21 protein-coding genes are annotated in these 23,278 nt (G+C 74.8%); 10 read left to right on the top strand and 11 right to left on the bottom strand.

Annotated features, from left to right (window positions below; genetic code table 11):
* Positions 1–183 precede the first annotated feature (183 nt).
* Positions 184–1,500, top strand: coding sequence for a phytase (locus tag IE180_RS07315; RefSeq protein WP_190155954.1), 1,317 nt, complete (start codon positions 184–186; stop codon positions 1,498–1,500).
* Between the two features lie 327 nt (positions 1,501–1,827).
* On the opposite strand, the gene IE180_RS07310 is transcribed toward IE180_RS07315, so the two are convergent.
* The gene (locus IE180_RS07310) at positions 1,828–2,355 is read right to left on the bottom strand and encodes a PadR family transcriptional regulator (protein WP_190155953.1); all 528 of its coding nucleotides are present in this window, start codon (positions 2,353–2,355) and stop codon (positions 1,828–1,830) included.
* Positions 2,356–2,441: 86 nt separating this feature from the next.
* On the opposite strand from IE180_RS07310, the gene IE180_RS07305 reads away from it, so the two are divergent.
* The gene (locus IE180_RS07305; RefSeq protein WP_190155952.1) at positions 2,442–3,275 is read left to right on the top strand and encodes an alpha/beta fold hydrolase; all 834 of its coding nucleotides are present in this window, start codon (positions 2,442–2,444) and stop codon (positions 3,273–3,275) included.
* Positions 3,276–3,443: 168 nt separating this feature from the next.
* Here the strand turns inward: IE180_RS07305 and IE180_RS07300 are convergent, their stop codons facing one another.
* The 3 genes from IE180_RS07300 to IE180_RS07290 all read right to left on the bottom strand — a co-directional run bounded on the left by IE180_RS07300 (position 3,444) and on the right by IE180_RS07290 (position 5,058).
* The gene (locus IE180_RS07300; protein ID WP_190155951.1) at positions 3,444–3,599 is read right to left on the bottom strand and encodes a hypothetical protein; all 156 of its coding nucleotides are present in this window, start codon (positions 3,597–3,599) and stop codon (positions 3,444–3,446) included.
* Positions 3,600–3,661: 62 nt separating this feature from the next.
* Positions 3,662–4,471 carry an anti-sigma factor family protein gene (locus IE180_RS07295; RefSeq protein ID WP_229860392.1) on the bottom strand — a complete coding sequence of 270 codons (810 nt, stop codon included), beginning with the start codon at positions 4,469–4,471 and terminating at the stop codon, positions 3,662–3,664.
* Positions 4,472–4,476: 5 nt separating this feature from the next.
* Positions 4,477–5,058, bottom strand: coding sequence for an RNA polymerase sigma factor (locus IE180_RS07290; protein ID WP_229860350.1), 582 nt, complete (start codon positions 5,056–5,058; stop codon positions 4,477–4,479).
* Between the two features lie 197 nt (positions 5,059–5,255).
* Here IE180_RS07290 and IE180_RS07285 point away from each other — a divergent pair, with 197 nt between their 5' ends.
* Together IE180_RS07285 and IE180_RS07280 are read left to right on the top strand one after the other, a co-directional pair.
* Positions 5,256–5,783 carry a copper-binding protein gene (locus IE180_RS07285; protein ID WP_190155949.1) on the top strand — a complete coding sequence of 176 codons (528 nt, stop codon included), beginning with the start codon at positions 5,256–5,258 and terminating at the stop codon, positions 5,781–5,783.
* Entirely contained in the window at positions 5,773–6,183 is a 411-nt protein-coding gene (locus IE180_RS07280; RefSeq protein WP_190155948.1) for a hypothetical protein, read from the top strand. The genes IE180_RS07285 and IE180_RS07280 overlap by 11 nt, the downstream gene beginning before the upstream one ends.
* Before the next feature lie 109 nt (positions 6,184–6,292).
* Here IE180_RS07280 and IE180_RS07275 read toward each other — a convergent pair whose 3' ends face one another.
* Entirely contained in the window at positions 6,293–6,904 is a 612-nt protein-coding gene (locus IE180_RS07275) for a hypothetical protein (protein WP_190155947.1), read from the bottom strand.
* Positions 6,905–7,314: 410 nt separating this feature from the next.
* On the opposite strand from IE180_RS07275, the gene IE180_RS07270 reads away from it, so the two are divergent.
* A complete protein-coding gene (locus IE180_RS07270; RefSeq protein WP_190155946.1) occupies positions 7,315–8,559 on the top strand; it encodes a hypothetical protein in 1,245 nt (414 codons plus the stop codon).
* Between the two features lie 245 nt (positions 8,560–8,804).
* On the opposite strand, the gene IE180_RS07265 is transcribed toward IE180_RS07270, so the two are convergent.
* From IE180_RS07265 to IE180_RS07255, 3 genes are all read right to left on the bottom strand, one after another.
* Entirely contained in the window at positions 8,805–9,734 is a 930-nt protein-coding gene (locus tag IE180_RS07265) for an oxygenase MpaB family protein (protein WP_190155945.1), read from the bottom strand.
* 718 nt (positions 9,735–10,452) lie between these two features.
* The gene (locus IE180_RS07260) at positions 10,453–11,370 is read right to left on the bottom strand and encodes a squalene/phytoene synthase family protein (protein ID WP_190155944.1); all 918 of its coding nucleotides are present in this window, start codon (positions 11,368–11,370) and stop codon (positions 10,453–10,455) included.
* Between the two features lie 207 nt (positions 11,371–11,577).
* Positions 11,578–12,225, bottom strand: coding sequence for a TetR/AcrR family transcriptional regulator (locus IE180_RS07255; RefSeq protein WP_190155943.1), 648 nt, complete (start codon positions 12,223–12,225; stop codon positions 11,578–11,580).
* 144 nt (positions 12,226–12,369) lie between these two features.
* Between IE180_RS07255 and IE180_RS07250 the strand changes: the two genes are divergently transcribed.
* Both IE180_RS07250 and IE180_RS07245 read left to right on the top strand, forming a co-directional pair.
* Positions 12,370–13,473 (top strand): serine hydrolase domain-containing protein, encoded by a 1,104-nt coding sequence (locus tag IE180_RS07250; protein ID WP_190155942.1) that lies wholly within the window; start codon positions 12,370–12,372, stop codon positions 13,471–13,473.
* Positions 13,474–13,919: 446 nt separating this feature from the next.
* A complete protein-coding gene (locus IE180_RS07245) occupies positions 13,920–17,561 on the top strand; it encodes a hypothetical protein (RefSeq protein ID WP_190155941.1) in 3,642 nt (1,213 codons plus the stop codon).
* Between the two features lie 68 nt (positions 17,562–17,629).
* Here IE180_RS07245 and IE180_RS07240 read toward each other — a convergent pair whose 3' ends face one another.
* Positions 17,630–18,142: a GNAT family N-acetyltransferase gene (locus IE180_RS07240; RefSeq protein ID WP_190155940.1), complete on the bottom strand. Its 513-nt coding sequence runs from the start codon at positions 18,140–18,142 to the stop codon at positions 17,630–17,632.
* A gap of 118 nt (positions 18,143–18,260) precedes the next feature.
* On the opposite strand from IE180_RS07240, the gene arr reads away from it, so the two are divergent.
* The 3 genes from arr (at position 18,261) to IE180_RS07225 (ending at position 20,865) form a co-directional block, all read left to right on the top strand.
* Positions 18,261–18,689, top strand: coding sequence for an NAD(+)--rifampin ADP-ribosyltransferase (gene arr / locus IE180_RS07235; protein ID WP_190155939.1), 429 nt, complete (start codon positions 18,261–18,263; stop codon positions 18,687–18,689).
* A gap of 154 nt (positions 18,690–18,843) precedes the next feature.
* Complete coding sequence (locus IE180_RS07230) at positions 18,844–20,337, top strand: MFS transporter (RefSeq protein ID WP_190155938.1); 1,494 nt, start codon at positions 18,844–18,846, stop codon at positions 20,335–20,337.
* 144 nt (positions 20,338–20,481) lie between these two features.
* Positions 20,482–20,865, top strand: a complete 384-nt coding sequence (locus IE180_RS07225; RefSeq protein WP_190155937.1) for a DUF6479 family protein — start codon at positions 20,482–20,484, stop codon at positions 20,863–20,865.
* An 88-nt stretch (positions 20,866–20,953) separates the two neighbouring features.
* Here the strand turns inward: IE180_RS07225 and IE180_RS07220 are convergent, their stop codons facing one another.
* Positions 20,954–21,607 carry a TetR/AcrR family transcriptional regulator gene (locus IE180_RS07220; protein ID WP_190155936.1) on the bottom strand — a complete coding sequence of 218 codons (654 nt, stop codon included), beginning with the start codon at positions 21,605–21,607 and terminating at the stop codon, positions 20,954–20,956.
* Complete coding sequence (locus IE180_RS07215) at positions 21,604–23,100, bottom strand: MFS transporter (RefSeq protein WP_373302703.1); 1,497 nt, start codon at positions 23,098–23,100, stop codon at positions 21,604–21,606. Before IE180_RS07215 ends, IE180_RS07220 begins: the two co-directional genes overlap by 4 nt.
* Between the last annotated feature and the right edge of the window lie 178 nt (positions 23,101–23,278).

Raw genomic sequence — 23,278 nt, 5'->3', positions numbered from 1 at the left:
CAAAGACTTGCAGAAAGTTTCGCCGGACTCTACTGCTCCGCCCCGTCCGCGTACACCGGGTCGGCCGCCCCGCCCCGATCCCGTCGGCCGGCGAGTGCTCACGCCGCGTTCACGACCGTGTGGCGATCCCTTTGCCGAACTTCCCTAACCTCCACGGCGATCAGCCCTCTACCAAGGAGTGACGTGAGCGCCTTCGCTCTCAGCGGCCTGACCGCACTCGCCACCGCGTTCGCCCTGACCGCCGGGCCCGTGAGCCCGGTCCCCGTCACCGCCACCGTGGAGACCCCCGCGGTGTACGACGACGAGGCCGGGGGCAACGCCGACGCCGACGACCCGGCCGTCTGGGTCGACCCCGAGAACCCCGGCCGCAGCATCGTGGTCGGCACGCTGAAGGAGGCCGGCCTCGACGTCTACGGACTCGACGGCCGCCGCCTGCAGCACGTAGCGGCGCCCCCGGCCCCGCACGAGGACGCCAAGCCCGGTCGCTTCAACAACGTCGACATCGTCTACGGGTTCGAGCTGGGCGGCCGGAAGACGGACCTGGCCCTCGTCAGCGACCGGGGTCGTGACCGCGTCCGCGCCTTCGCCATCGATCCCGCCGCCGTCGCGGCCGGCCGGCCGCCGCTGAGGGACGTCACCGCCCCCGGCGCCGCACCGGTCTTCGCCGCCGACGAGGCCGGGGTGGAGGGCCAGCGCACCTCCTACGGCCTGACCGCCTTCAGCGACGGCGACGACGCCTACGCGGTGGTCTCGCAGCGCGAGGAGGCGCGGCTGCGCCTGCTCCGGCTGACGGACGACCACGGGCGCGTCGGCTACGAGACCGAGGACACCCTCGATCTCCCCTCCGCCTTCACCCTGCCCGACGGCAGGACGTGGGCCCCCTGCGCCGACCCGGGCGAGAACCCGCAGGTCGAGGGCATGGCCGTCGACCTGGAGGAGCACGTCCTGTACGCCGCCCAGGAGCGGGTCGGCCTGTGGCGGATCGACCTGGACGACGAGGAGTTCGGGGACCCGAAGCCGGTCGACCGCGTCCACGAGTACGGCACGCCCTGGACGTACGACGCGGCGGAGGAGGAATGCGTCCTCGACACCGCGCACGACCCCGGCTTCGGCGGTGAGCACCTGCGCGCCGACGCGGAGGGCGTCACCGTCTACCACGCCGAGGACGGCACCGGATACGTCCTCGCCTCCAGCCAGGGCGACAACACCTTCGCGGTCTACGAGCGCGACGGCGACAACGACTACGTCGGTTCCTTCCGCGTCGACGACGGCACGGTCGACGGCGTGCAGCACTCCGACGGCTCCACCGTGGTCAACGTCCCCCTCGGCCGGAACTTCCCCGAGGGCCTGCTGGTCACTCATGACGGCGAGGCGACCCCCGCCGACGGCGACCGGGCCGGCACCGGCTTCAAGTTCGTCCGCTGGGACGCCGTCGCCGGAGCCTTCCCCGAGCCGCTGACGGTCGACACCGACTCCTTCGACCCGCGCGACACCGACTGACCCCACCCGGCCCGCCATCCGGGTCGACGCCCGGCCGCCCCGTCACGGCGTGCGGCCATCGGCCGCGCCTCATGATGTCCACGGGGTGGGGGGGACCCGACCCTCCCCTCACCCCAGGACGTGACCGTTCCCCGGGGAGGACGGAGGGTGCGGCAGTGATCGGGGCCGTGTCCCGAGGTGGGGACGCCCCGTCGGCGAGCGGTCCGACCGCCGGCGCGAGCCGATCGGCCGCAGCCGCGCGAACGACACGACCAGCCGTTCGACACGACCGGGCCTCGGACGTGCGCGTCCGGCCGGCGGGCCGATCCGTCGGAGGGGCGGCGCCCGCTAAGCGCTCTCCAGGTCGCTGAGGGTGGCGCGGAGCCAGGTGAGCTCCGCCCGGCTGGTGGCGCGGGCGATGGTCAGGATGCCGTGGCGGAACGGATCGTCCAGTTCCTCGGCGCGCAGGGGGCGGTCGCCGTCGTGGAAGAAGCTGGAGGGCTCTTCCAGGAAGGCGAGGCGGCGGCGGAGGACCGTGGCCTGGGCGGCGGGGTCGTCGAGGTGGCGGAGGAAGGCCAGGAGGGTGAACCAGCGGTTCTCGTCGGTCACTTCGGGGCCTTCGGCGTCGGCGAGGCGGCGTCGGAGTTCGTCCCGGCCGGCGGGGGTGAGGGTGAGGACCTGGCGGGGTGCGGCGGCCGGGCCGGGCCGGGTCTCCCGTACCAGCAGTCCGGCCTTCTCCAGGCGCTTGATCGCCGGGTAGAGCGTGGACTCGCCCACCGGACGGACGTGGCCGGTGAGGGCGGTGATGCGTTTGCGCAGCTCGTAGCCGTGCAGCGGGGTCTCGTGGAGGAAACCGAGGATCGACAGTTCCAGCATGCCCGCATTCTCCCCCAGGGTGACGCTGCCGTAGTACTGCGTTGTCGTAGTACTGTGATGCCGAGGTATCGAGAGGGGAGTGGACCGTGCGCGAAGCGCGATTCGACGAGCGGGGCAGCGTCGTCCGATGGACCGAGGCGGCCGGCGAGGGGCCCGCGGTGGTGTTCGTGCACGGCCTCGGCGCCGCGTCGACCGTCTACCACGCGCACATCGCGGCCCGCCCCGAACTCGCCGGCCGACGGCTCCTCTTCGTCGACCTGCCGGGCCACGGCATCAGCGACCGGCCCGCCGACTTCGCCTACGGGCTGGAGGACCACGCGGACGCCCTGGCCGCCGCGCTCGACGCGGCCGGGGTGCGCGACGGGGTGATCGCGGGGCACAGCATGGGCGGAGCGGTCGCCATCGTCCTCGCCCACCGCAGGCCCGACCTGGTGGGACGGCTCGTCGTCACCGAGGGAAACCTCGACCCGTTCCCGGCACCGGCGGCAGGCAGCAGCGGCATCGCGTCGTACACGGAGGAGGAGTTCGTACGGGGCGGGGGCTTCGCCCGCGTCCTGGAACGCGTCGGCCCGACCTGGGCGGCCACCATGCGCCTGACCGACCCGCTCGCCCTCCACCGCTCCGCCGCCCACCTGGTACGGGGCACCGAGCCCGTGATGCGGGAGATGTTCGTCCACGCGCGCGTCCCGCGCGTCTACCTGCAGGGCGGGCTGAGCGGCGACCTGCCGGGCGCGGACGGACTCCGGGCGGCCGGTGTGGACGTCGTGACCGTGCCCGACGCCGGCCACAACATCATGTTCGACGACCCCGACGTCTTCGCCGGGGCGGTGGCGGCCCGGGCCGAGGGGCCGGCCACCCTGACCGGAACCGGCCGGGGACCGGCCGGTCGGCGGGCGGCGTTCACGGGCCCCGGCTCGTAGGCGCTGATCACCGGCGGGCACGATCGCGCGCCCGCGGCCCGTGCAGGGGCGGCCGGGGCGCGCCGCACCTCGGCGAGCGCCTCCCGGCCGGTCCGCCCGATCGCCCGGAGCGCGTCTCCTCCCGGCGCGCGTCGGCCACGTGGCCGCCGCTCCCCGCCTTCACGACGCTCACGCTGAGGCCGTGCGGACGACGTCGTGCGACTCCCTGGTGGCGCGCAGGCGTTCCCCGGCGAGCGCCACCGCGCAGACGGCCAGGGCCGTGGCGCCGCAGGGGGCACGGACGATGGCGAGGAACGCGGCCGCCACCGAAGCACCGAGGACCACCGCGAGGACGGGCGGCGGACACGGACGCCGAACGGCCGGCGGCATCCCCGCACCCACGGCGATCACCGGCCGGCCGGCCCCGCCCCGCCCCGCTCGTCGGCCCCCGCGCCGGCCGGGCCCGAGGCGAGCGGTGCGGCTCCGGCGAAACGGGCCGTCGCCAGGACCGTCCCGTCCGCGGCCACCAGGCGGGCGCCGCTCAAGGTGCCGGGAGCCAGGTCTGCGGGGGCCGGGGCGCCCCAGTAGCCGTAACCGGCCTTCACGTGGAACGAGCCGAGCGGTACGACGGACCCGTCGGCGCGCACCAGGAGGCACCGCACCGGACCGTCGGCCACCGCTCCGCCACCGAGGTCGACCGACATGTACACCCAGCCGTGTCCGCTCGTGGCGTCCGCCGGGTGCGCGTAGATCCGGCCGACCTCCCGACCGTTTCCGGCCCGGTCCGGGGAGACCAGCGCCGCCTCCAGGACGTGCGGCGCCGGCGCCACCACCCGGGGCGCGCCCTCCACCACGGTCCCCACCGCCCAGCCGCCGAAACCGAAGGCCAGGGCCGTGGCCACGCCCGCCGCCGCCGCCCGGAACCGGAAGCGGCGCTCCCGCAGCCGGCGCCCCCGCGTCCTGGGCCCGGCCGCCGCAGGGGGAGCGGGGTCGGGGGCGGGGCGTACCGTCCGCACCACCCGGCTCTCGAAGCCCACCGGCGGCTCCGCCCCCGGCAGCAGCCCGAGCAGCCCGTCCCCGACCGCCGTCAGCCGCTCCACGTACGCCCGGCAGTCCGGGCAGCGGTCCAGATGGGCCACCGCCTCGGCCCGCTCGCGCGCGGGAAGGATCCCGAGCGCCAGCTCGGCGCCCTCCTCACGCAGCCGCTCGCAGTCCATGCCGCTCACCGCGTCTCCTCGCTCTCCAGGAGCGCCCGCACCTTGATCGTCCCCGCCCGGATCCGGGTCTTCGCCGTGCCCAGCGGCACGCCCTCGAAGGCGGCGACCTCTCGCGCCGTCATCCCGTAGATCCCGGCCATCACCAGCGCCCGTGCCTGCTCCCGGGGCAGCGCCGCCACCGCCCGCCGGACCCGCTCGGCCGCGTCGTCGGCGAGCGCGCGCCGTTCCGGGGTCTCCGACACGATCCCGACCAGCGTCTCCAGGTCCTCCGGCGACACCGGGGTCGCGCGCCGCGCCCGTACCGCGTCGATCGCCAGGTTGTGCGCGATGGCCGTCAGCCAGGTCCGCACCGATCCGCGCCGGCCGTCGTACACCTGGGCGTGCCGCCAGGCCCGCTCGAAGGTCTGCTGGGCCACGTCCTCCGCGAGCCGCGGGTCGCCGACCACGGCGACGGCCACGCCGTAGACCGCGCGCTGGAAGCGGCGTACGAACGCCACCGCGATCTCCGGATCGCCCGTGGCGAGACCGGAGAGCAGTGCCTCGTCGGAAACCCGCTCCAGCGGAAGGCCCATGCGTCCCACACCCATGGATACGTCCGACGTCCCCGAAGGGATCGCCTGCGCCCATTGTCCGCCCGGCCCCGCAATCCCGGAGGGGCCCGGCGCCGTACTCCCTGTGGGGGAGCGAACCGGGGGACCGGGCCGGGACCGATCCGGACGACCGGGCCGGACGACCGGGCCGGACGGCCGGGCCGGAAGGGAAGCCCCGTCAGGAGGACGGAACGATGACGGAACCACGTACCCGCGCAGTGCTCGCCCTGTCGGCCGTCGGGCTGGCCGGCGTCCTCGCCGCCTGCGGAAGCGGCGGGAACGGTTCGAGCAGCGGCACCACCGCGCCACCCCCCGCCCGGAAGAGCACGGCGCCGGCGGGCGCGACCCGGGTGACCGCGGACCTGGCAGACTTCAGGATCACGCTGTCCCGACGGACCTTCACGCCCGGCACCTACGCCTTCGTCGCGACGAACACCGGGAAGCACGACCACGCCCTGGAAGTCGAGGGACCCGGCGGCGGGAACCGCTCCGGCACCGTCGCCCCGGGCGGGGCCACGACCCTCACGGTGACCCTGAAGGCGGGAAGGTACGAGGTCTACTGCCCGGTCGACGGGCACAAGGACCTGGGGATGAAGACCGAGATCACGGTGGCGGGCGCCCCCGTCGACAAGTCCGGCGCCAACGAGTCCGGCACGGTCCCGGCCACCCCGGCGAATCCCGGCACCCCTGCCCCTCCCACCTCTCCCGGCCATGGCTACTGACTCGACCGGCCGTGCCGCCGTGCTCGTGCTGCGGGCGGCCGCCGCGGCACTGACCGCGACGACGGGTGCCATCCACCTCGCCCTGTGGGCCGACGGCTACCGCGACCTGGCCACCATCGGCAGCCTGTTCCTGCTGAACGGCGTCCTCGGCTGCCTCCTCGCCGCGGCCCTGCTCCTCGCCCCGTCCCGCAGGCTCGCCCCGGTCGCCACGGTCACCGCGCTGTTCACGGCGGGCACCCTCGGCGCGCTCTTCCTGAGCCTCACCACGGGCCTGTTCGGCTTCGAGGAATCGGCGGACGCGGAACTGGTCCGTCCCACGGTCGTGGTCGAGGCGGTCGACGTCCTCGTCCTGACCGCCCTGGCGGTGACCGCCCTCGGCCACCGCCACCGCGGGCGGTGACCGGACCGCTCGTCCGGACGCGCGCGGTCCGGACGGGCACGACGTCGTGCCCGTCCGGACCGCGCGGGTCGCCGGAGCGGGGAGTCCCGGCCGGTGTGGTGGCGGGGGGTCAGCCCCGGTCGATCGTCTCGCAGGTGTTCGTGACCCGGTCCAGGACGGCGGGGTCCGCCGTGACGGTGTCGTTGCCGCCCTCGCACTCGACGCGGTCGTAGCCGCCGTTGCGGCTGACGATGACGTCGTTGCCGGCGAGGCCGCGGAAGGTGGCCTGGAGGGGGCGGACGGGCCAGCCGTCGGGATCCTCCAGGTGGTCGTCGGCGGTGCCGCCGACGAGGACGTCCCGGCCGGGCCCTCCGTTGAAGTCGACGGGGACGTTGAGGTCCGCTCCGGCCGCGAGCCGGTCGTCGCCGTCGCCGCCGTCGGCGTGGATGACGGTGATGCCGTCGATCGTGCCGCAGGTCGCCGTGCGGGGGCTGGTCTGGGTGCAGCCGGGGCCCGCGGTGATTCCGTTCGGGTCGGACACCCGCAGGAGCGGGGCGGTGGCGACGTAGAAGGTGACCTGGTTGGCCACGCCCGGCTGCGCTTCGTACGTGACGACGCCGCCGGAGCGGGTGACCGTGCCGTTGGAACACGCCGCGGCGGGGGAGGCGGACACCAAGGGCACGGCCAAGGCGACGGCCAGCGCGGGCAGGACGAGGCCACGACGCCCACGGTCGGTACACAAGCGCATTCCTGACTCCTGTCTGGATTGTCCGACATCAACTGAGATGCACTCTTGAGTGGCTCCTGGGGGATGTCAAACGCTCGCGGTGCGATGTGATGACTCCGAGCCCTCCCGCCCCCCGTGACGACCCCTCACGGCGCGCCCACCACGTCTCCCGTCCACCCGTCCATCCGGCCATCCGGCGCCCCGTCCACCCGACCTCCGCACCGGTCGAAACCGTCGTGCGGGAGCCGACGGGGCCGTGCGTGCCGTGCGGGCGACCGGCTCCGGACGAACTCGACGGCCTCCCCGGCATCAGCGCCCGACGCACCCCTGTGGCGTACGGGGAGAGGTCCCGAAGGCGCGTCGGCCCTCACCTGTAGGGTCTTCCGGTCGGGAGAACGATCACGCAGGGGGAGCAGGGGGAAGCGATGGACACGCCGGCCGCGCGGGAACGGACGCACGAGCGGTTCAGGGCCCGGCTGGCAGCGGCAGTGGGCACCGAGGCCGCCGACCTCGAACGCGTCGCCGAGGAGGTCGCCCTCCAACTCCACGAGAGCGGGCGGGAACCGGACTTCGAGGTCAGGACCGCGGACTTCGCGACCGACCCGTTCTTCGTCTGCGCCGACCGCTACTGGCGGCGGCGCTTCGCCGACAGGCCGTCCACGGACACCGCGTCGGCCTGCGCGCGCTGGATCGCCCTGCACACCACGCCCGGATGCCGTTCCGCCGTCCGCGAGCAGTGGACCCTCGGCAACGGCTTCATCAACCGGTCCCACGTGGAGACCCGCGAACAACTCGACGAGGCGGCCCGAGGTCTCGTCGGAGTCCCCGGAGCCGCCGACACGGCCCTCACCCTCCTCCTCTACCACGCGGGAAAACTCCGCGCGAACTTCGCCTTCGACGACCTGAACGCCGCCCTCACCACCTCCGCCCTCGCCACCGTGGCCGGCCGCCACCGCGACGAGCCGGTGCTCCTGGCCCTGCGCGCGTTCGCGGCGTTCGGAAGCCGCGCCCTGACCACCGGGCACGCCCGCGACCTGCTGGAGCGGGCATGGGAGGCCGCGCACCGCTCGCGGCACGTGATGGACGTGTGCCTGAACGGACTGGCGTTCTCCGTGCCCTTCGACGGCCAGGGCGAACTCCTGCGCCGGCTCGCGCAGGAGGCCGTGGACGCCCACCCCGATAACCACATGTTCCGCTTCCGCCTCGCCACCGCCCACCACCTGTGCGCCGACCACGACGAGGCCCTGTCGCACGTCGACGCCGCACTGGCCCTGCTCGCCCACCACGGCACCTTCAGCCGCGAGCTGCTGATGGAGCAGTACCTCGTCAAGCGGGACGCCATCCAGGAAGCCCGGCTGCGGGCGGCGCGCGAGGCGGAGCACGAGGCCCGCTGGCGACGCCAGGAGGCCGCCAACGCCGACCTGGAACGCGCCCTGCACAGCTCCTCCATACGGGCGGTCGAACTCGTGGCCGTGTTCACCTCGGCGATCGCCTTCGCCGTCGGCTCCCTCCAGGTCACCCTCAGCGGCACCTTGAGGCTGCGCGAACGGCTGTGGTTGCTGACCGCGCTGGGTGCGGTGCTGGCCGTCTTCGCCCTGATCGTCGTCGGCGGCACCTGGTTGATCACCCGCGGGCGCTCCCGCGGCGGGGGTCAGGGGCATTCGGGGTAGAGGAACCCGCCCGGGAGGAGCCGACCGGCGACGGTACGCCCGCCCGCACCGCCCACGCACCGGCGGGCGGTGCGGGAGACGCGGTACCGGTGAGAACGACCGCGCCCGAGGTGCGCGCGAGACGATGCGCCCTGCTGCCGGCAGAGGAAACGTGGGCGTGTGGGTTCTCCGGAACGTCCTGGGGGAGTCGGACGGGAACGCCGTCGCCCACGGGCGCTCCAGGACCGCCGGGGCGTCCCACCGGATCACTCCCGTGGACGGGACGAGGGCGACTCGCGCCGGGGGAGACCGCCTCCGGGACCTCGCGTCCGCCGGGGCGCCGAGGGCATGATCCAGCGGATCCCCGCGACGACGGCGCGCCCGCCGGGACGGGCGAGCGGCAGCAGCAGGCGCGTGGCGTACGGCAGGTCGAGACGGGCCCGGACCCACGGGGGCAGCAGCTCGACCGCCGCGGCGGCCAGGAACGCGTAGGGCAGCCGCGCGGGCCACGGCAGCGGGGGCCGGGAGAGCAGATAACGCGCCGCGGCACGCGACTGCGCGGTGGCACGCAGCTCCGGCCGGTACTCCGCGAGCCGCGCCGTCAGGTCCGCGGTGCTCTCCGGCGGGTCCACGACCCCGAGCCGGCGCGCGACCCCGGCCATGTCGGCGACGTAGCCGTCCGCCGCCGGGGGATCCAGCGGATGCCGTCCGTACCGCTGGTGGGCCCTGAGGAAACAGGCGGTCTCGGCCGCGTGCACCCAGGCGAGCAGATGCGGATCGGAGGCCCGGTACGGCACGCCCTCCGGCGTCCGTCCCCGCACCGAGTCGTGCACCCGGCGCACCCGGAGCACCGCGCGCTCCGCGTCCTGCGCCGTGCCGAACGTCGTGGTCGCCAGGAAGGTGCTGGTGCGCTGGAGCCGCCCCCAGGGGTCGCTCTCGAAGCCGGAGTGCGCGGCGACCGCCGCCATCGCGACGGGGTGCAGCGACTGGAGGAGCAGCGCGGCGAGCCCGCCGACGTACATCGCCGCGTCCGCGTGCACGAGGAGCACCGGACGGTCGGGACCGAACCAGCGAGGCCCCGGCGTCCCGTGGATGCGGGCCCGCTTCTCGTGCGCGCTGGGGCCCGCGACCCGGTGCAGCAGCGCCTCACCGGCCCGCTCCCGCAGCTCGCCGAGACACGGTGGGGTCCAGAGCACCCTTCCAGTGTGCGCCAGGGTCCCGTGTGAGCACTGCTCCCGCCCGGGCCTCCGGGGCCCTCCGGGGCCCTCCGGGGCCCGGAGGGCCCCGGAGGCACCCCAACCCCGTGCGGGCCTCGCGTCCCGCCGGCCGGGCCTCTCACGCCGTACGCCGACGCGGGCAGGTCCTGTGCGCCCCCGGCCCGGGGACGACGGCGCCGCGCCGGTCCTCCACGTTCCTCCACGAGGCGCGCGCCGACCGTTGCGGGTGGGGCCGGAGCCGGCGTCCGGCCGGCCAGGGCGTCGTCCTCCACCGGGGGACCGACGGTCCCCGTGAGCAACCCGGACCGCACGTCGTCGGCCGGTCGGCGCCGGGCGGGCACGCTCCCGTGAGCCTCCCCCACGGAGCCGTTTTCACCGCTTCCGCCGCTTCCGCCAGGAAGACACGCCCGACACGGTCCCGCGGCCCTACGACGGCGCCCCGGCCGGAGCGGGGTCTCCTTCTCCGGCCGCGATCCGCCTGCGGTTCGAGATGAACGTTTCCTCTTCGACCAGCCCCACGGCCCGCCGCCCGAGGTCCTCAGGAAGGCCCGCCGGACGCTCGACGCCGAACGGCTGCGGTACGGCGTCTCACCGCGTGTTCCCCATCCCACCGACGCGGGCAGGAACGGAAGACGGGACGCCTTCGCGATCGAGGTCGCCGACCGGACCCGGCGCGGCACGAGCGGAGCGGACGGCGCTACTTTCCGGACGCCCCGGCCCCCGGGGCCCACCGCACCCGTCGTGCCGCCGTCTCCCGCAGCAACAGTGCGGCGGCCGCCGGCGCCGGCGGCCCGGAGGCCCGCGTCGCCAGGGACGCGCCCGCGCGGCGCATCGCGTCGAGACGGAGGTGCTGGACCCCCACGAGGGCCCGCACGAAGGGCCGGTACGAAGGGGCCACCAGGCCCGTGAGGGAGACGGCGGCCAGGTCGGAGGCGGCCAGGTCCGCCTGTTCCTCGACGAGCCGGCCCAGCGCCGCGTCGGGCCGGGTGAGGTCCGCCCCGTGGCGCGCCACCGCGTCGGCGGGGACGCCGGCCCGGCCCGCGCGCACGTCCTCGGACAGGTCCTCCAGGAAGTCGATGCGCTGCATCGCGCGGATGAGCCGGTGGCAGCCGTCCGTGAACGCCGCCCGGGCCGCCTTGTCGCCGGGGGCGAACAGACAGGCCGTGAGCATCAGGGCGGGCAGGCAGTACTCCCGTACGTACCGCTCCAGCTCCTCGTCGTCCGCGATGGTCCGCCACGCGACCTCGCGTTCGCAGCCCCGCAGGAAATCCTCCACGTGGGCGCGCACGCCGGGGTGGTGCTCGGAGGTGCGCACCAGGCAACGCAGCACGGGCAGCCCGGAGTCGCCCTCGGCGAAGGCCTTCCGCACGAGCCCGTCCCACTCCGCGAGCGCGGCCGCCCGTTCGTCCGGGGTCCCGCGGTCGATCCGCTCGTCGGTGTCGTGCATGAACGCGACGGCGGCCACGACGTGCGGCAGCAGCCCGGCGGGGAGCAGCAGCCGCGCGGCCGCGTACTCGGCCGTCCTGTACCTCCGCGCCGCCCGCCGCTGCTCCGTGTAGTCCCGCCGCAGCCGTGGTTCCCCGACCCCGGCCCGGTCGAGGGCCCGCTTCCACATGCCGACCTCCTGTCGCCGTCGGTGGTGAGCCTACGGGTGTCCGGTTCCGAGCCGGTGCGGGTCACGGCCGAGGCGCTGTCGTGGGGCGCGGAGCCCGAGGGTTCCGGCGGGGGCCCCGGAGCTGCGAGCTGCCGGCGGACGGCCCGGCGTGCGGCCCTGGAGCTCGTCGGGCGGACGAGTGGCCGATGCGCCTCGGGGCTGCCGCCGTCATCGCCGGGGCCGGGCCCGGTTCGTGACGGCGGTGACGAGGAGGTCGATCCCGGCGGCGAAGGCGGTGTCGTCGTCGGGGAGCCCTTCGGCCAGGAGCGCCGCCAGGTGGGGGAGCCGGTCCGGGTCGAACTCGGGGGCGGGGACGGAGGTGTCCGGGCGGTGGTGGGGCGGGTCCCCGCGCCGCTGCTCCTGGAGGACGAAGCCGGTGACGTAGCTGAGCAGGGTGTCCCCGGCGACGGCGGCGAGCGGGAGGGGCAGCCCGGCCTCGCGGGCGATGCCGCACAGGCGGTCGGCGAGGACGAGGGAGTTGGGCCCCGGTACGGCGTGGCCCGCCACGAGGGCGGCGCCGTCGGGGTGGGCGAGCATCGCGTTCCGTACGGCGTGGGCGGCGGCCGTCAGCCGGGCGGCCGGGTCCGCGGGCGGGTCGGCCCTTCCGTCCGGGACGGGGACCCCGGCCAGGCAGGAGCCGACGACCCTGTCCGCGAGTTCGGCGAGGAGCTCGTCCTTGTCCTTCAGGTGCCAGTAGATGGCGCCGACGCGGACGCCGAGCCGGTCGGCGATCCGGCGGGTCGAGAGCTGGTCGAGGCCGCTCTCGTCGAGCAGTTCCATGGCCGCGTCGATCACGTCGGCCCGTCGTACCGGCATGTGTCCGCCCCTTTCCGTTTCCTGAGCGCCCGACACTTCGCGCTCGCCGTCTGCCGCTTGACGCTTGAACAGTGCTCAGGTTAGCTTGAGCACTGTTCAACTTGAGCAGTGTTCAGGACAGCTTACGGGTAAAGGGGAACCCTGATGGCGGACATACAGGCACAGGTCGAGAACATCCTCCGGTCGCTGGTCGACTCCGGCCGGGAGACGGGCGCGCAGGTCGCCGCGTACCTGCACGGCGAGCTGATCGTCGACGCCCACGCCGGCGACGGCGTCGGCTCCGGCTCCCTCTTCCACAGCTTCTCCACGGGCAAGGGGGTGACGGCGACCCTCGTCCACGTCCTCGCGGAGCGCGGCCTGCTCGACTACGACACCCCGATCGCCGCGTATTGGCCCGAGTTCGGAGCCCACGGCAAGGACCGCGCCACCGTCCGCGACGCCCTGGCGCACCGCACGGGCGTGCCGCAGCTGCCGCCGTCCCTCACCATCGAGGAGCTGTACGACTTCGACGGCATGGCCGCGCTCGTCGCCGGCCAGGAGCCGCTGTGGGAGCCCGGGACCGCCACCGGCTACCACGGCTGGACCTTCGGCTGGATCCTCGGCGAACTCGTGCGCCGCGTCACCGGCCTCTCCGCCGCGGAGGCCCTGAGGACCCACGTCGCCGAGCCGCTCGGGATCGCCGACTCGCTCCTCTACGGCGTCCCCGAGGAGCACGCGCACCGCGTGGTCCCGCTGGTGGCGGGCTCCTGGGAGGAGAGCCTCGCGAAGATCCCGCCCGAGGCGCCCTTCTTCCTGGCCCTGCCCCACCGCGGCGTGTGGCCCGCCGCCGACAACGCCAACCGTCCCGACTACCTGCGCGCGGACCTCCCCGCCGCCGCGACCGTGTCCGCCCGGGCGGCGGCCCGGATGTACGCGGCCCTGCTCGGCGAGGTGGACGGCGTCCGACTGCTCCCGGCGGAGGCGCTGCCCCGCCTGTACGAGCTCCAGACGTCGGAGCCGGACCGCGTCCTCGGCGCACCGATCGCCAAGGGCATGGGCTATTTCCTGGACCTGCCGGCGATGGGCGGCGAACCGGCCTTCGGCCACAACGGCAGCGGCGGCAGCATCGCCTTCGCCGACCACCGCCGCGGCCTGTCCTTCGCCTTCACCCACAGCCTCCTGACCGGCGGTCCCGCCGCCACCACCGCCGCCGACCTGGCGGCGGTGATCCGCGCGGCGGTCGACCAGGAGGGCCGGGGCCGGCTCTGAGGCCGGACCCCGAGGACGGTCGGGAGCCGTCGGCGTAACCCACCTCCTGCCGGAGGCCGCCGCCGCGTTGACGTGAGGATCCCGCTCCGGCCCCTTGCCCCGATCCCTGGTTCCGGCCTCCGGGGAAGGCGTGTGCACGACGGGCGAACGGCGTTCACACGACTGGCCGCCGTCCTCGCCGAGCTCGGTCTCTCGCTCGGCACCCAGGAGTACGACGCCCTCGGCGCCACCGAGCACGGGGTGGACCCGGGGAACCCCTGGAGGAACCGATCGAGGCCGAACGCGAGAAGCGCGGTCTTCGCTGAGCGGGAGAGAGGCGCAGAAGCGCAGAGGCGCAGAAGCGCAGAGGCGCAGAAGCTCAGAAGTCCAGAGGCACGGATGCGCTGCACGTCTTCGGCCGTCGCCTCCCCCGCGATTGTCAGTGGTCGCACCTAGCATGGCGACCCATGAGGAAGACGCAGGTGGGGGCGGCCGGACGGCTGCTGCGCGAGATGATCGGGGCCGGCCGGGACACGGAGGACGCGGGTGTGCCGCCCGGCGGCGCGCTGCGAGCCGTGGAGCGGACGCGGCCCGCGCGCTCGGTGGCGGCCGAGGTCGCCGCCGTGGGGGGAGTCGACGAGGAGGCGGCCGCCTTCCTCGCGGAGTTGACGGCACGCCACCTCGGCGCGGACGCGGCCCGTTGGCGCGGGCTGCACGACGCCCTGGCCGGCCACCGCGGCGGCCTGCCCGAACTGATCGCCGCGCCGCCGGTTCCGTCGGTCTCCGACGGCGCCCTCCGCCCGCCCGTGCCGCGCAGCGTCCACCGCACGCTCGGCCTGCTCCTCGGGCACGCGGAGCCGCAGCACGCCGCGGCCGCGCTCGCCGCCCTGCCGGAGCGGGTGACGACGGAGCTGCTCGCCGGTGGGACCCCGCCGGCGCCCGCCCTCGTCGCCGCGGTCGTCGACCACGGCGACACCCGCACCCGGACGGCCCTGGCCCGTCACCCCCGCCTCGACACGCGGGTTCTGGCCCGGCTGGTCGCGGTCGGCGACGCCCGGGTCGCCGCGGCCGTCTATCGCAACCCCCGCACCACCCAGTCCCTGCGCCGCACCGTCGCGGAGCGCCTCGACACCGTTCCGCTCGACGACGGGCTGCGCACCGAGCTGACGGCCCCGCACGGCCGGGTCCCCCGCACCTGGCTCGCCCCGCTGCTCGCCACGGGCGACCCCCAGCTCGTGGTGCCGGCACTGCGGTGGGGTGTGCGCCAGGTCGCCCAGCAGCACGCCCTGTTGAGGATCTGGGAGCGGACCGGCCCGGAGGCCGTACGCGCCCTGCTCGACGACCCCGCCGCGGCCGCCCGGCTGAACCGGGCCGTCGTGGACACGGTCACCGAAGCCCTGGCCGCCCCGGACGGCGAGGGCCCGCGCCGACTGCGCGCGCAGGGCGAGGCGTACGAGGACCCGACCCGGCTGCCCGCGCTGCTCGCCGGGACGCGGGGCACCAGCACCCTACGCGACCTGCTGTCCGAGCCGTACGCCCACGATCTCGACGCCCTCGCGGCGGCCCATGCCGCTACCCCGTTCATGCCCAAGGCCTGCGAGGAGCTGGCCCGCCACGAGGCGGCGAGCGATGCGCAGCGCCACGCGTTCCGGCTGAGCGTCCTCAACGAGCCGTGGCGGGCCGGGGGCCGCCGCGCGGGAAACACCACCCCGCCCGCGCGGCGCCTCGCGGAGGAGGAACTCGACGACAGCGCCGCCGCCTGGGCGGAAGGCATGGCGGCGGCGGGACTCCTCGACCCGGTCGACCTGATCGACACCGCGCGCCCCGCCGCCCGCGCCGTGGCCGCGCTCGCCCGCCTCGCCCGACGGCGCCTGCTGGGCCCGGCGGCGGTCGCCCGGCTGCGCGCATCGACGGAGGCGCACCTGGGGGAGCGGGGGCGAGCCTGGGAAGCGCTCGACGTCCTGCTGCCCGGACACGGAGGCACGGTCGCGGAGCTGATCACCGAGGCGGGGAAGACCCCGGACGAGCCCACCGCGGAGCCCGCACCGCACGCCGAACCCGCACCACCTCCCGAGGGCACCGCCCGGCCCGCACCGCCGCGCGACGACGACGCCCGGCCCGCACCGCACGCCGAGCCCGAGCCGCCGGCCGTGGAACCCGCGCCCCGGCAGGCAGTCCCCCGGAGCGAGCGCGTGCACGCGCTGGCCGCGCTCGACCTGCTGTACTCCCTCGCCCCGGACGACGCGCCCCGCCCGAAGGATCCCGAGGTACTGCGGGCGCTGGCCGTCCACGAGCAGGCGACCGCCCCTGGCCTCGCCACCCCGCGGTGGTTCACCGACGCCTGCGCGGCCCATGGCGTCCCCGCGTCCGAGAGCGGCTTCGCGTACGAGACGCCCAGCCTCCAGCAGGTGCGCGCGCAACTCCCCGAGACGTACGGCTCCGGCGTACAGCACATCGAACAGGCCTACGCACAGGGCGTGTTGCCCGCCGAGGACTTGCTCACCCTGCTGCCCGCACGGCGCCTGCTCCTGCTGCCCCACGACTGGCGGCGGCTCGCGTTCGCCGACGCCTGGCGGGCCGCGCTCGCCCGCCGCCTGCGCGCCGAACTCGGCACCGACCCGGACGCCTGGCTCCGCCTGGCCGCGACCGTGACGGCGTCCGAAGCCGACTCGGAGGGGCTGACCTGGGCGGAGCTGCTGGAGCGCGCGCAATCCGGTGCCGACCCGGTGACCCCCGCCGAGAAGCCCATCGGCAGGGCCAGGCCGGGCACGCCCGACCGGGCGATCGAGCTGCTGGAACACGGCGACCACCTGTGGGCCTGGCCGGAGGGCACCCTGCTCTGCCTCGCCGACCCGGAGGTGGTCGAGGCCGTACTGCCCCGGCTCGGCCCCGACGGGCCGTGGCTGCTCGCCGCGTACCTGCTGCGCCACGAGCGCACACCGCGCGCCGTCCTCGACCGGCTGCTCGCGGACCGCGACCCCGCCGCCCTGCGGATCCTCGCCGCCCAGGCCCGCTGGATGGAGCGGAGCGGCGCGGTGGAGCACCTCGTCGACCTCGACGACCCCGACGTGGACCTCACCCTGCTGCGGTACTGGAACCCCCGGGCGGTCGTCCACCGGATCGTGACCAGGTCGCGTCCCGGCACCGGGCGGCCGTCCCTCGGCGCCCGGGTGCTGGCCGACTGGCGCGCCGGGGGCGCCGCGTGGCCGGTCGGCGGACTGGCGTGGCTGTGCTCCGCCGAACCCGACCTCGTGGAGGAGCTCCTCGAGAAGCACGGCTCGCGACTCGGCCTCGGCCACCAACTGCTCGGCTGCCTCAGGCTGTTCGAACACGGCGGCGCCGACCGGCTGGCGCGGCTCGCGGGGCGGGACGCGCTGGGGCGCTCCGCCACGACCCTGTGCGCGAAGGCCCTCGCGGCCGCCGACCCCGCTGCCGTCCTCCGTGCTCGGCTCGACCGCGAACTGGCGCCGGAGAAGCTCGTCCGGAAGCTGCGACGCGCCCCCCACGCCCCGTACGCACGTGACCTGGTCGAGTCCCTCCCGCCGGGCGAGCCCGTGGACTGGACCGCTCTCGAAGCCGCCCACGCCCAGGAACCGCTCCCGTACTGGCGGGACGTCGTCCGCCTGGCGGGCGTCCCCGAGGACGTACGACTGCGGCATGCGGCGCTCCTGCACGAGCCGGGCCCCGACGGCATGTCCGGCAGCGCGCGACTCACCCGGGAGCGGGCCCGGCACGGCCTGGGCGGCCTGTTCCACTGCGCGCCGTCCACCCAGCTGGACGGACTGCTCACGGCGCGGCTCCTCGACGGCGCGGACCTGGTGCGCCTCGCGGCCCCGGCCGCACGGCTGCTCGCCTACCTGGGGGCCGCCGCCCGCCGCACGGACGCGCCGCCCGAGGCCGCGGAGGCCCGCACCGTCCTCGCCGGCCTCGTGCACTCCGAACTCGGCACGGACCCGACGGCCTGGCACCGGGTCGCCGAGCGGCTGGCCGGCCTCGATCCCGCGTGGGATCCGGTCTCGACGGCGGAGACGCTGCTCGCCGACCGTGAGGCGCCGGCCGGAGGGCGCCGGTCGGAAGGACCCATCCGATGCGTGACCACCGGTGCGTGATCACCGACGGGCGGAGGGCCGGACCGGTCCCGACACCGGCCCGGTCCGTCGAGGCGGACGGGAAGGGGTCACCGCACCAGCTCGGACGCCAGCAGGTCCATGAGCAGCCCGTCGTGCCAGGTGCCGTCCTCGCCCCGCTCGTACTGCCTCATCACGCCGACCGGCCGGAACCCCACCTTCTCGTAGCAGCGGATCGCCGCGCCGTTGTCGGCCGCCGGGTCGATGACCAGCCGGTGGTGTCCGAGGTCGTCGACCAGATGGCGGGCGAGGGTCCGGACGGCGTCGGTGCCGAGACCCCTGCCGTGCACGGAGGGGTCGAGGAACAGGTCGATCCCGGCGTGCCGGTAGTCCGGTTCCTCCTCCACGTACCACTGGATCATCCCGACGATCCGGTCGTGGTGAAGGACCGTCAGGCAGCGGGTGGCGGAGTCCTCCAGGCCGGAGATCACCTCTGCCGTCATGTCGTCCCCGCCGCGCCACCGCGCCCGGACCTCGGGGGTGGCGCGGACGGCCGCCAGGGCCGGAACGTCCCCGGGGCCGGAAGGACGCAGGACGACGGCCGAACCGTGCAACTCGTTCATGCGTACAGCCTGCCCCGAGGAGCGAGCGGGGGAAAGCCACTTCTTCGGGGCCGCGACTGGCAAAATCCCCCAGTGACGTCCGGCCCTCCCGAGGGCGGCCTGAAACACAGGAGGACCCATGACCAGCGAACCCGTACCTTTTCAGGTGTACGAGGCGGGAACCTACCTGCACGGGACGAAGGCGTGCCTGATGCCGGGAGACCTGTTGAGTCCGGGCCACGCCTCCAATTTCGAGGAAGGGCGCGTCTCCCGCCACGTCTACGTCTCCGAGACCCTGGACGCCGCCGCCTGGGGCGCGGAACTCGCCGCCGGCGACGGACGGGGGCGGATCTACGTGGTGGAACCGACCGGTGACCTGGAGGACGATCCCAACGTCACCGACAAGAAGTTCCCGGGCAACCCCACCCGTTCCTACCGCACGCGTCAGCCCGTGCGCGTCCTGTCCGAGCTGGAGGGCTGGTGCGGGCACTCTCCACAGAAGATCCAGGCCATGCGGGAAGGGCTGGCCGAACTGCGCCGCCAGGGCATCGCCACCATCCTGGACTGACCGCAGGACCCGGCACGCGTCCCCCGGACGGCGGGCGTTCGCGTGGTGCGGCGACCGCGGTGGCCACATGCTGGACATGGCGTCCGGCATCTGCGCAGACATGACTGCTCCCGAGCGGGGCACTCGCAGGAGGGTGCCTGACGGAGAGGGAGTCATGACGAGAGAATCGACCCGGGCATCCGCGCCCGCGACCACGGGAACCGTGACCACGGCCGTACCGGCCCGACTGGACCGCCTGCCGTGGTCGCGCTGGCACTGGATGATCGTGATCGGCCTCGGGACCGTGTGGATCCTGGACGGCCTCGAGGTGACGATCGTCGGCAACATCGCCGGCCGTCTCGCCGAGAGCGGCAGCGGCCTCGACATCACCGCCGCCCAAGTGACCGGAACGGCGGCCGCCCTGTACGTCGCGGGCGCCTGTTCCGGAGCACTGTTCTTCGGGTGGCTGACCGACCGTTACGGCCGCAAGAAGCTCTTCATGGTGACGCTGGTCGTCTATCTCGGGGCCACGGCACTCACCGCCCTGTCGATGGAATCCTGGTGGTTCTTCCTCTTCCGCTTCCTCACCGGCTTCGGCATCGGCGGAGAGTACGCGGCCATCAACTCGGCGATCGACGAACTGATCCCGTCCCTGTACCGGGGCCGGGTCGACCTGATCATCAACGGCAGCTACTGGCTCGGGGCGATCGGCGGGGCCCTGCTCTCCATCGTCATGCTGGACACGAACATCTTCGCCGCCGACGTGGGCTGGCGGCTCAGCTTCGCCCTCGGCGTCGTCCTCGGCCTGGTGATCCTCCTGGTCCGACGCCACGTACCGGAGAGCCCGCGATGGCAGTTCATCCACGGTCACGGCGAGGAGGCCGACCGGCTGGTGGCGTCCGTCGAGCGGGAGGTCGAGCGGGAACACGGCCGTCCGCTGCCGGCGCCCGCCGGCGAGATCACCATCCACCAGCGCCGGAGCATCGGCTTCGGACTGATCGCGAAGACGGTCTTCAGCCGCTATCCGCGCCGCGCCGTCCTCGGCCTGTCGCTCTTCATCGGCCAGGCGTTCCTCTACAACGCCATCACCTTCGGATTCGGCACGATCCTCACCACGTTCTTCGACGTGCCGACCGGTCACACGGGCTACTACTTCGCCGTCATCGCCGCCGGCAACTTCCTCGGCCCGCTGCTGCTCGGCAAGCTCTTCGACACCGTCGGCCGCCGCATCATGATCTCGTCGACCTACCTGCTGTCGGGCCTGCTGCTGTTCGGCACGGCCTGGCTGTTCGGCAGCGGCGCGCTCAGCGCCACCACCCTCACCGCCTGCTGGTGCGTCGTGCTGTTCTTCGCGTCGGCCGGCGCGTCGAGCGCGTACCTCACCGTCTCCGAGGTCTTCCCGATGGAGACCCGGGCCATGGCCATCGCCTTCTTCTACGCGATCGGCACGGCGGCCGGCGGCATCAGCGGCCCCCTGATCTTCGCCGGCCTCACCGAATCGGGCGTGCCGTCCGAGACGGTCCTCGCCTTCCAGATCGGCGCCGGTCTGATGTGCGCGGCCGGACTCGTGGCCGCCTTCCTGGCGGTGAAGGCGGAACGCCGCTCCCTGGAGGACATCGCCGAGCCCCTGTCCGCGGCCCGCGACGAGGCGGAGCCGACCCGCACCTGACACCCCACCCTGACACCCCACGAACGCCACCGCTCGACCCCCCGCATCCGCGGCCGGTGCGCGAGCGGAAGGACGAAAGACGTGGCCGGACCCCCGATCCGGCGTTCGGCCCGCGGAGCACGAAGAGATGAGCGAGGTACGTCCATGCACGTGTACGTTTCGCAGGAGCCCGTCCTTGCGGCCGGAGTCTGGCAGTCCGGCCTGGCCCAGGTGCTGGGCGGGCTGGTCGTGGTCGTGATTCTGATCGGAGCCTTCGTGTTGGGCATCCGGATCAAGAACCGCGAGCTCCCGCCGCCGGACCCGAAGTCCCAGCCCCGGCGGCCCGACACGGACCGGCTGCCCGGCGAGTTCTCCGAGCACCGTAAGCCTTCGGAGGTGCCGCAGACCGACGGCGAGCACCGGCTCAGCCCCCACAACCTGAAGAACTCGGGCGAGGCCGACCCCGGCCCGCAGAGCGAGGAGAAGCGCAAGTGGGGCGGCATCTCCAGCGGCGGCTTCGGCAGCGGCGGAACCGGCCACGGGGACTGATTCCCCCGCCTCGTTCCCGCCCGGGGTGGCGTCCGCCCGCCTCGGGCGCGGTCTGCGCCCAGGGGGAGCCGCTCCGGGGGCCGCCGCGTCACGTCCGGGCGACGCCCCCGTCGACCAGGTGCTGGATGCCGGGGGCGTAGAGGTCCGCCAGCCGTTCGGCGCTGGTGTGGGCGGTGGCGCCGTCGGGGCGGTGGAGGCTCAGGGTGGCGCCCAGGCCCAGGAGCTGGCCGGCGACGAGTTCGGCGCGCAGCCGGGCGTCGGGGCCGGTGAGGACCTCCGCGAGGCGGTCGGTGATCTGCTCGCGGAAACGGGCGCGCAGCAGGGTGCGTTCGTCCTCGATGCCGAGGGAGAAGACCACGCGCAGGAGCGGGTCGCCGCGGAGCCGGTCCCGGAGCTCGACCATGGTCAGGACGAGGTGCCGGCCCAGTCCGGGCAGCGGGGCGGCGAAGAGTTCGGCGGCCGCCGGACGGAAGTCGACGACCGTGTTGAACAGGGCCTCCTTGCTGCCGAAGCGCTTGACGATCAAGGACGGGCTCACCCCGGCCGCCGCGGCGACGCCCCGCATGGTGACCTCGGCGTAGGGCTTGAGCGTGAACGCCCGCCGTGCGGCGCGAATGATGGCCTCGCGTCCGGTCTCCGGGCCCGTCCCCCCTCCGTCCGCGGGGGAGTTCCCGGCTTCCCGGTGGACGGTCCCCTCCGTGTCGGCCGTGGCGGGGGAGGCGGATTCGTCGGCGGTGCTCATGCGTTCCCTCGGGCGGCGCTGGCGGGCGGTGGCACCGCGACCGTACCGCCCGGCCGGTCACCGCCGCGCGGGGCGCCCCGGCCCGGCCGGTCGGACGGCAGGAGGAGGGTGGCGACGAGGGCGGCGAGGGCCGCTCCGGCGGCGATCAGGAAGATCAGCAGGTAGGCGTGGAGCGTCGGCGCGGTCCGGCCGTCGGCCACGAAGGTCACACGGGCCAGCACGGCGGTGACCACGGCGCTGCAACACGCCTGTCCCACGGAACGCATCAGGGTGTTGAGGCCGTTGGCCGACGCGGTCTCGCTCACCGGTACGGCCCGCATGACGAGGGCGGGCAGCGCCGAGTAGGCGATGGCGGTGCCGCAGGCGACCACGGTGGCACCGGAGACGATCAGCCAGAGGCTGTGGCTCGTGAAGAAGCGCACCACGTAACCCAGCGTCATGACGACCGCCGCGACGGCGAGCGCGGTGCGGGGCCCGTACGAGGCGGAGATCCGCGCCGAGAGCGGGGACAGGGCCACCATCGCCAGTCCGCCGGGCAGCAGGCAGAGCCCGCTGACGACGAGGGAGGCGCCGAGGCCGTACCCGGTGCTCGTGGGCTCCTGCACGAGCTGGGCGGTGACCAGGGAGTTGGCGTAGAACGAGAAGCCGATGAGCAGGGCCGCGACGTTGGTCAGCAGCACGGCGGGACGGGCGGACACCCTGAGATCCATGATCGGGGACGGGGTACGCAGTTCGTACCGGGCCCAGAGCAGGCCCACGGCCACCGAGGCGCCGAGCAGACCGAGCGTCGGCGCGGAGGTCCAGCCCCAGCCGGAGCCCTGGGTGATCGCCAGGAGCACACCGACCAGCAGGGCGGCGAGGCCCAGCGTGCCCGGCACGTCGAAACGCCCCCGGGAGCGCACGGCCGACTCCGGCACGATCCACAGCACGAGCAGGAGGTCGAGCAGGCCGAGCGCGGCGGACGCCCAGAACATGGTGTGCCAGTCGAAGTGGTCCGTCACGACGGCGGCCAGGGGGAGTCCGATCGCCGCGCCGATGCCGAGGGTGGAGCTCATGAGCGCGATCGACGGCAGGACGCGCTCGGCGGGGAGCTCGTCGCGGATGATGCTGATGCCGAGCGGGATCACGGCGAGGGCCGCGCCCTGGAGGGCCCGGCCGGCGATCAGCACGCCGATGTCGGAGCTGACCGCGCAGAGCACGGAGCCGAGGGTGAGCACCCCGAGCGACGCGAGGAGGACCCGCCGCTTGCCGTACATGTCGCCGACCCGGCCGAGCACCGGAGTGAAGACCGCGCCGGTGAGGAGGGTGACGGTCACGAGCCAGCCCGCCGCGCCCGCGCTCGCCCCGGTCAGCTCGGGCACGTGCGGCAGCAGTGGCACGACGAGGGTCTGCATGACGGCGACGACCACGCCGCAGAAGGCGAGGACGGGTACGACGAGCCGGGAAAGGGCGGGTCCGGACGTCGTGCCGGGCGCGGGTTCGGCGGGGGCCATCATGCTCCAGAGGCGGTGCGAGAGCCGGGAAAGACAGGGGTGAACATCTGTTCACCCCAGGGTAAACGGGTGTGCACCCCCTGCCAAGACCGGGCCCCGGCACCTCGCCCGGCCCCGTACGGCCGCCCCTCCGGGCGGGCGGCGGCCCCTCCCTCGTGCCGGGCGCGGCGGGGCGGGC

The organism is Streptomyces litmocidini, from assembly GCF_014649755.1.
In the GTDB taxonomy this organism is placed as follows: domain Bacteria; phylum Actinomycetota; class Actinomycetes; order Streptomycetales; family Streptomycetaceae; genus Streptomyces; species Streptomyces litmocidini.
This window is presented reverse-complemented; position numbering and strand designations above follow the sequence as displayed.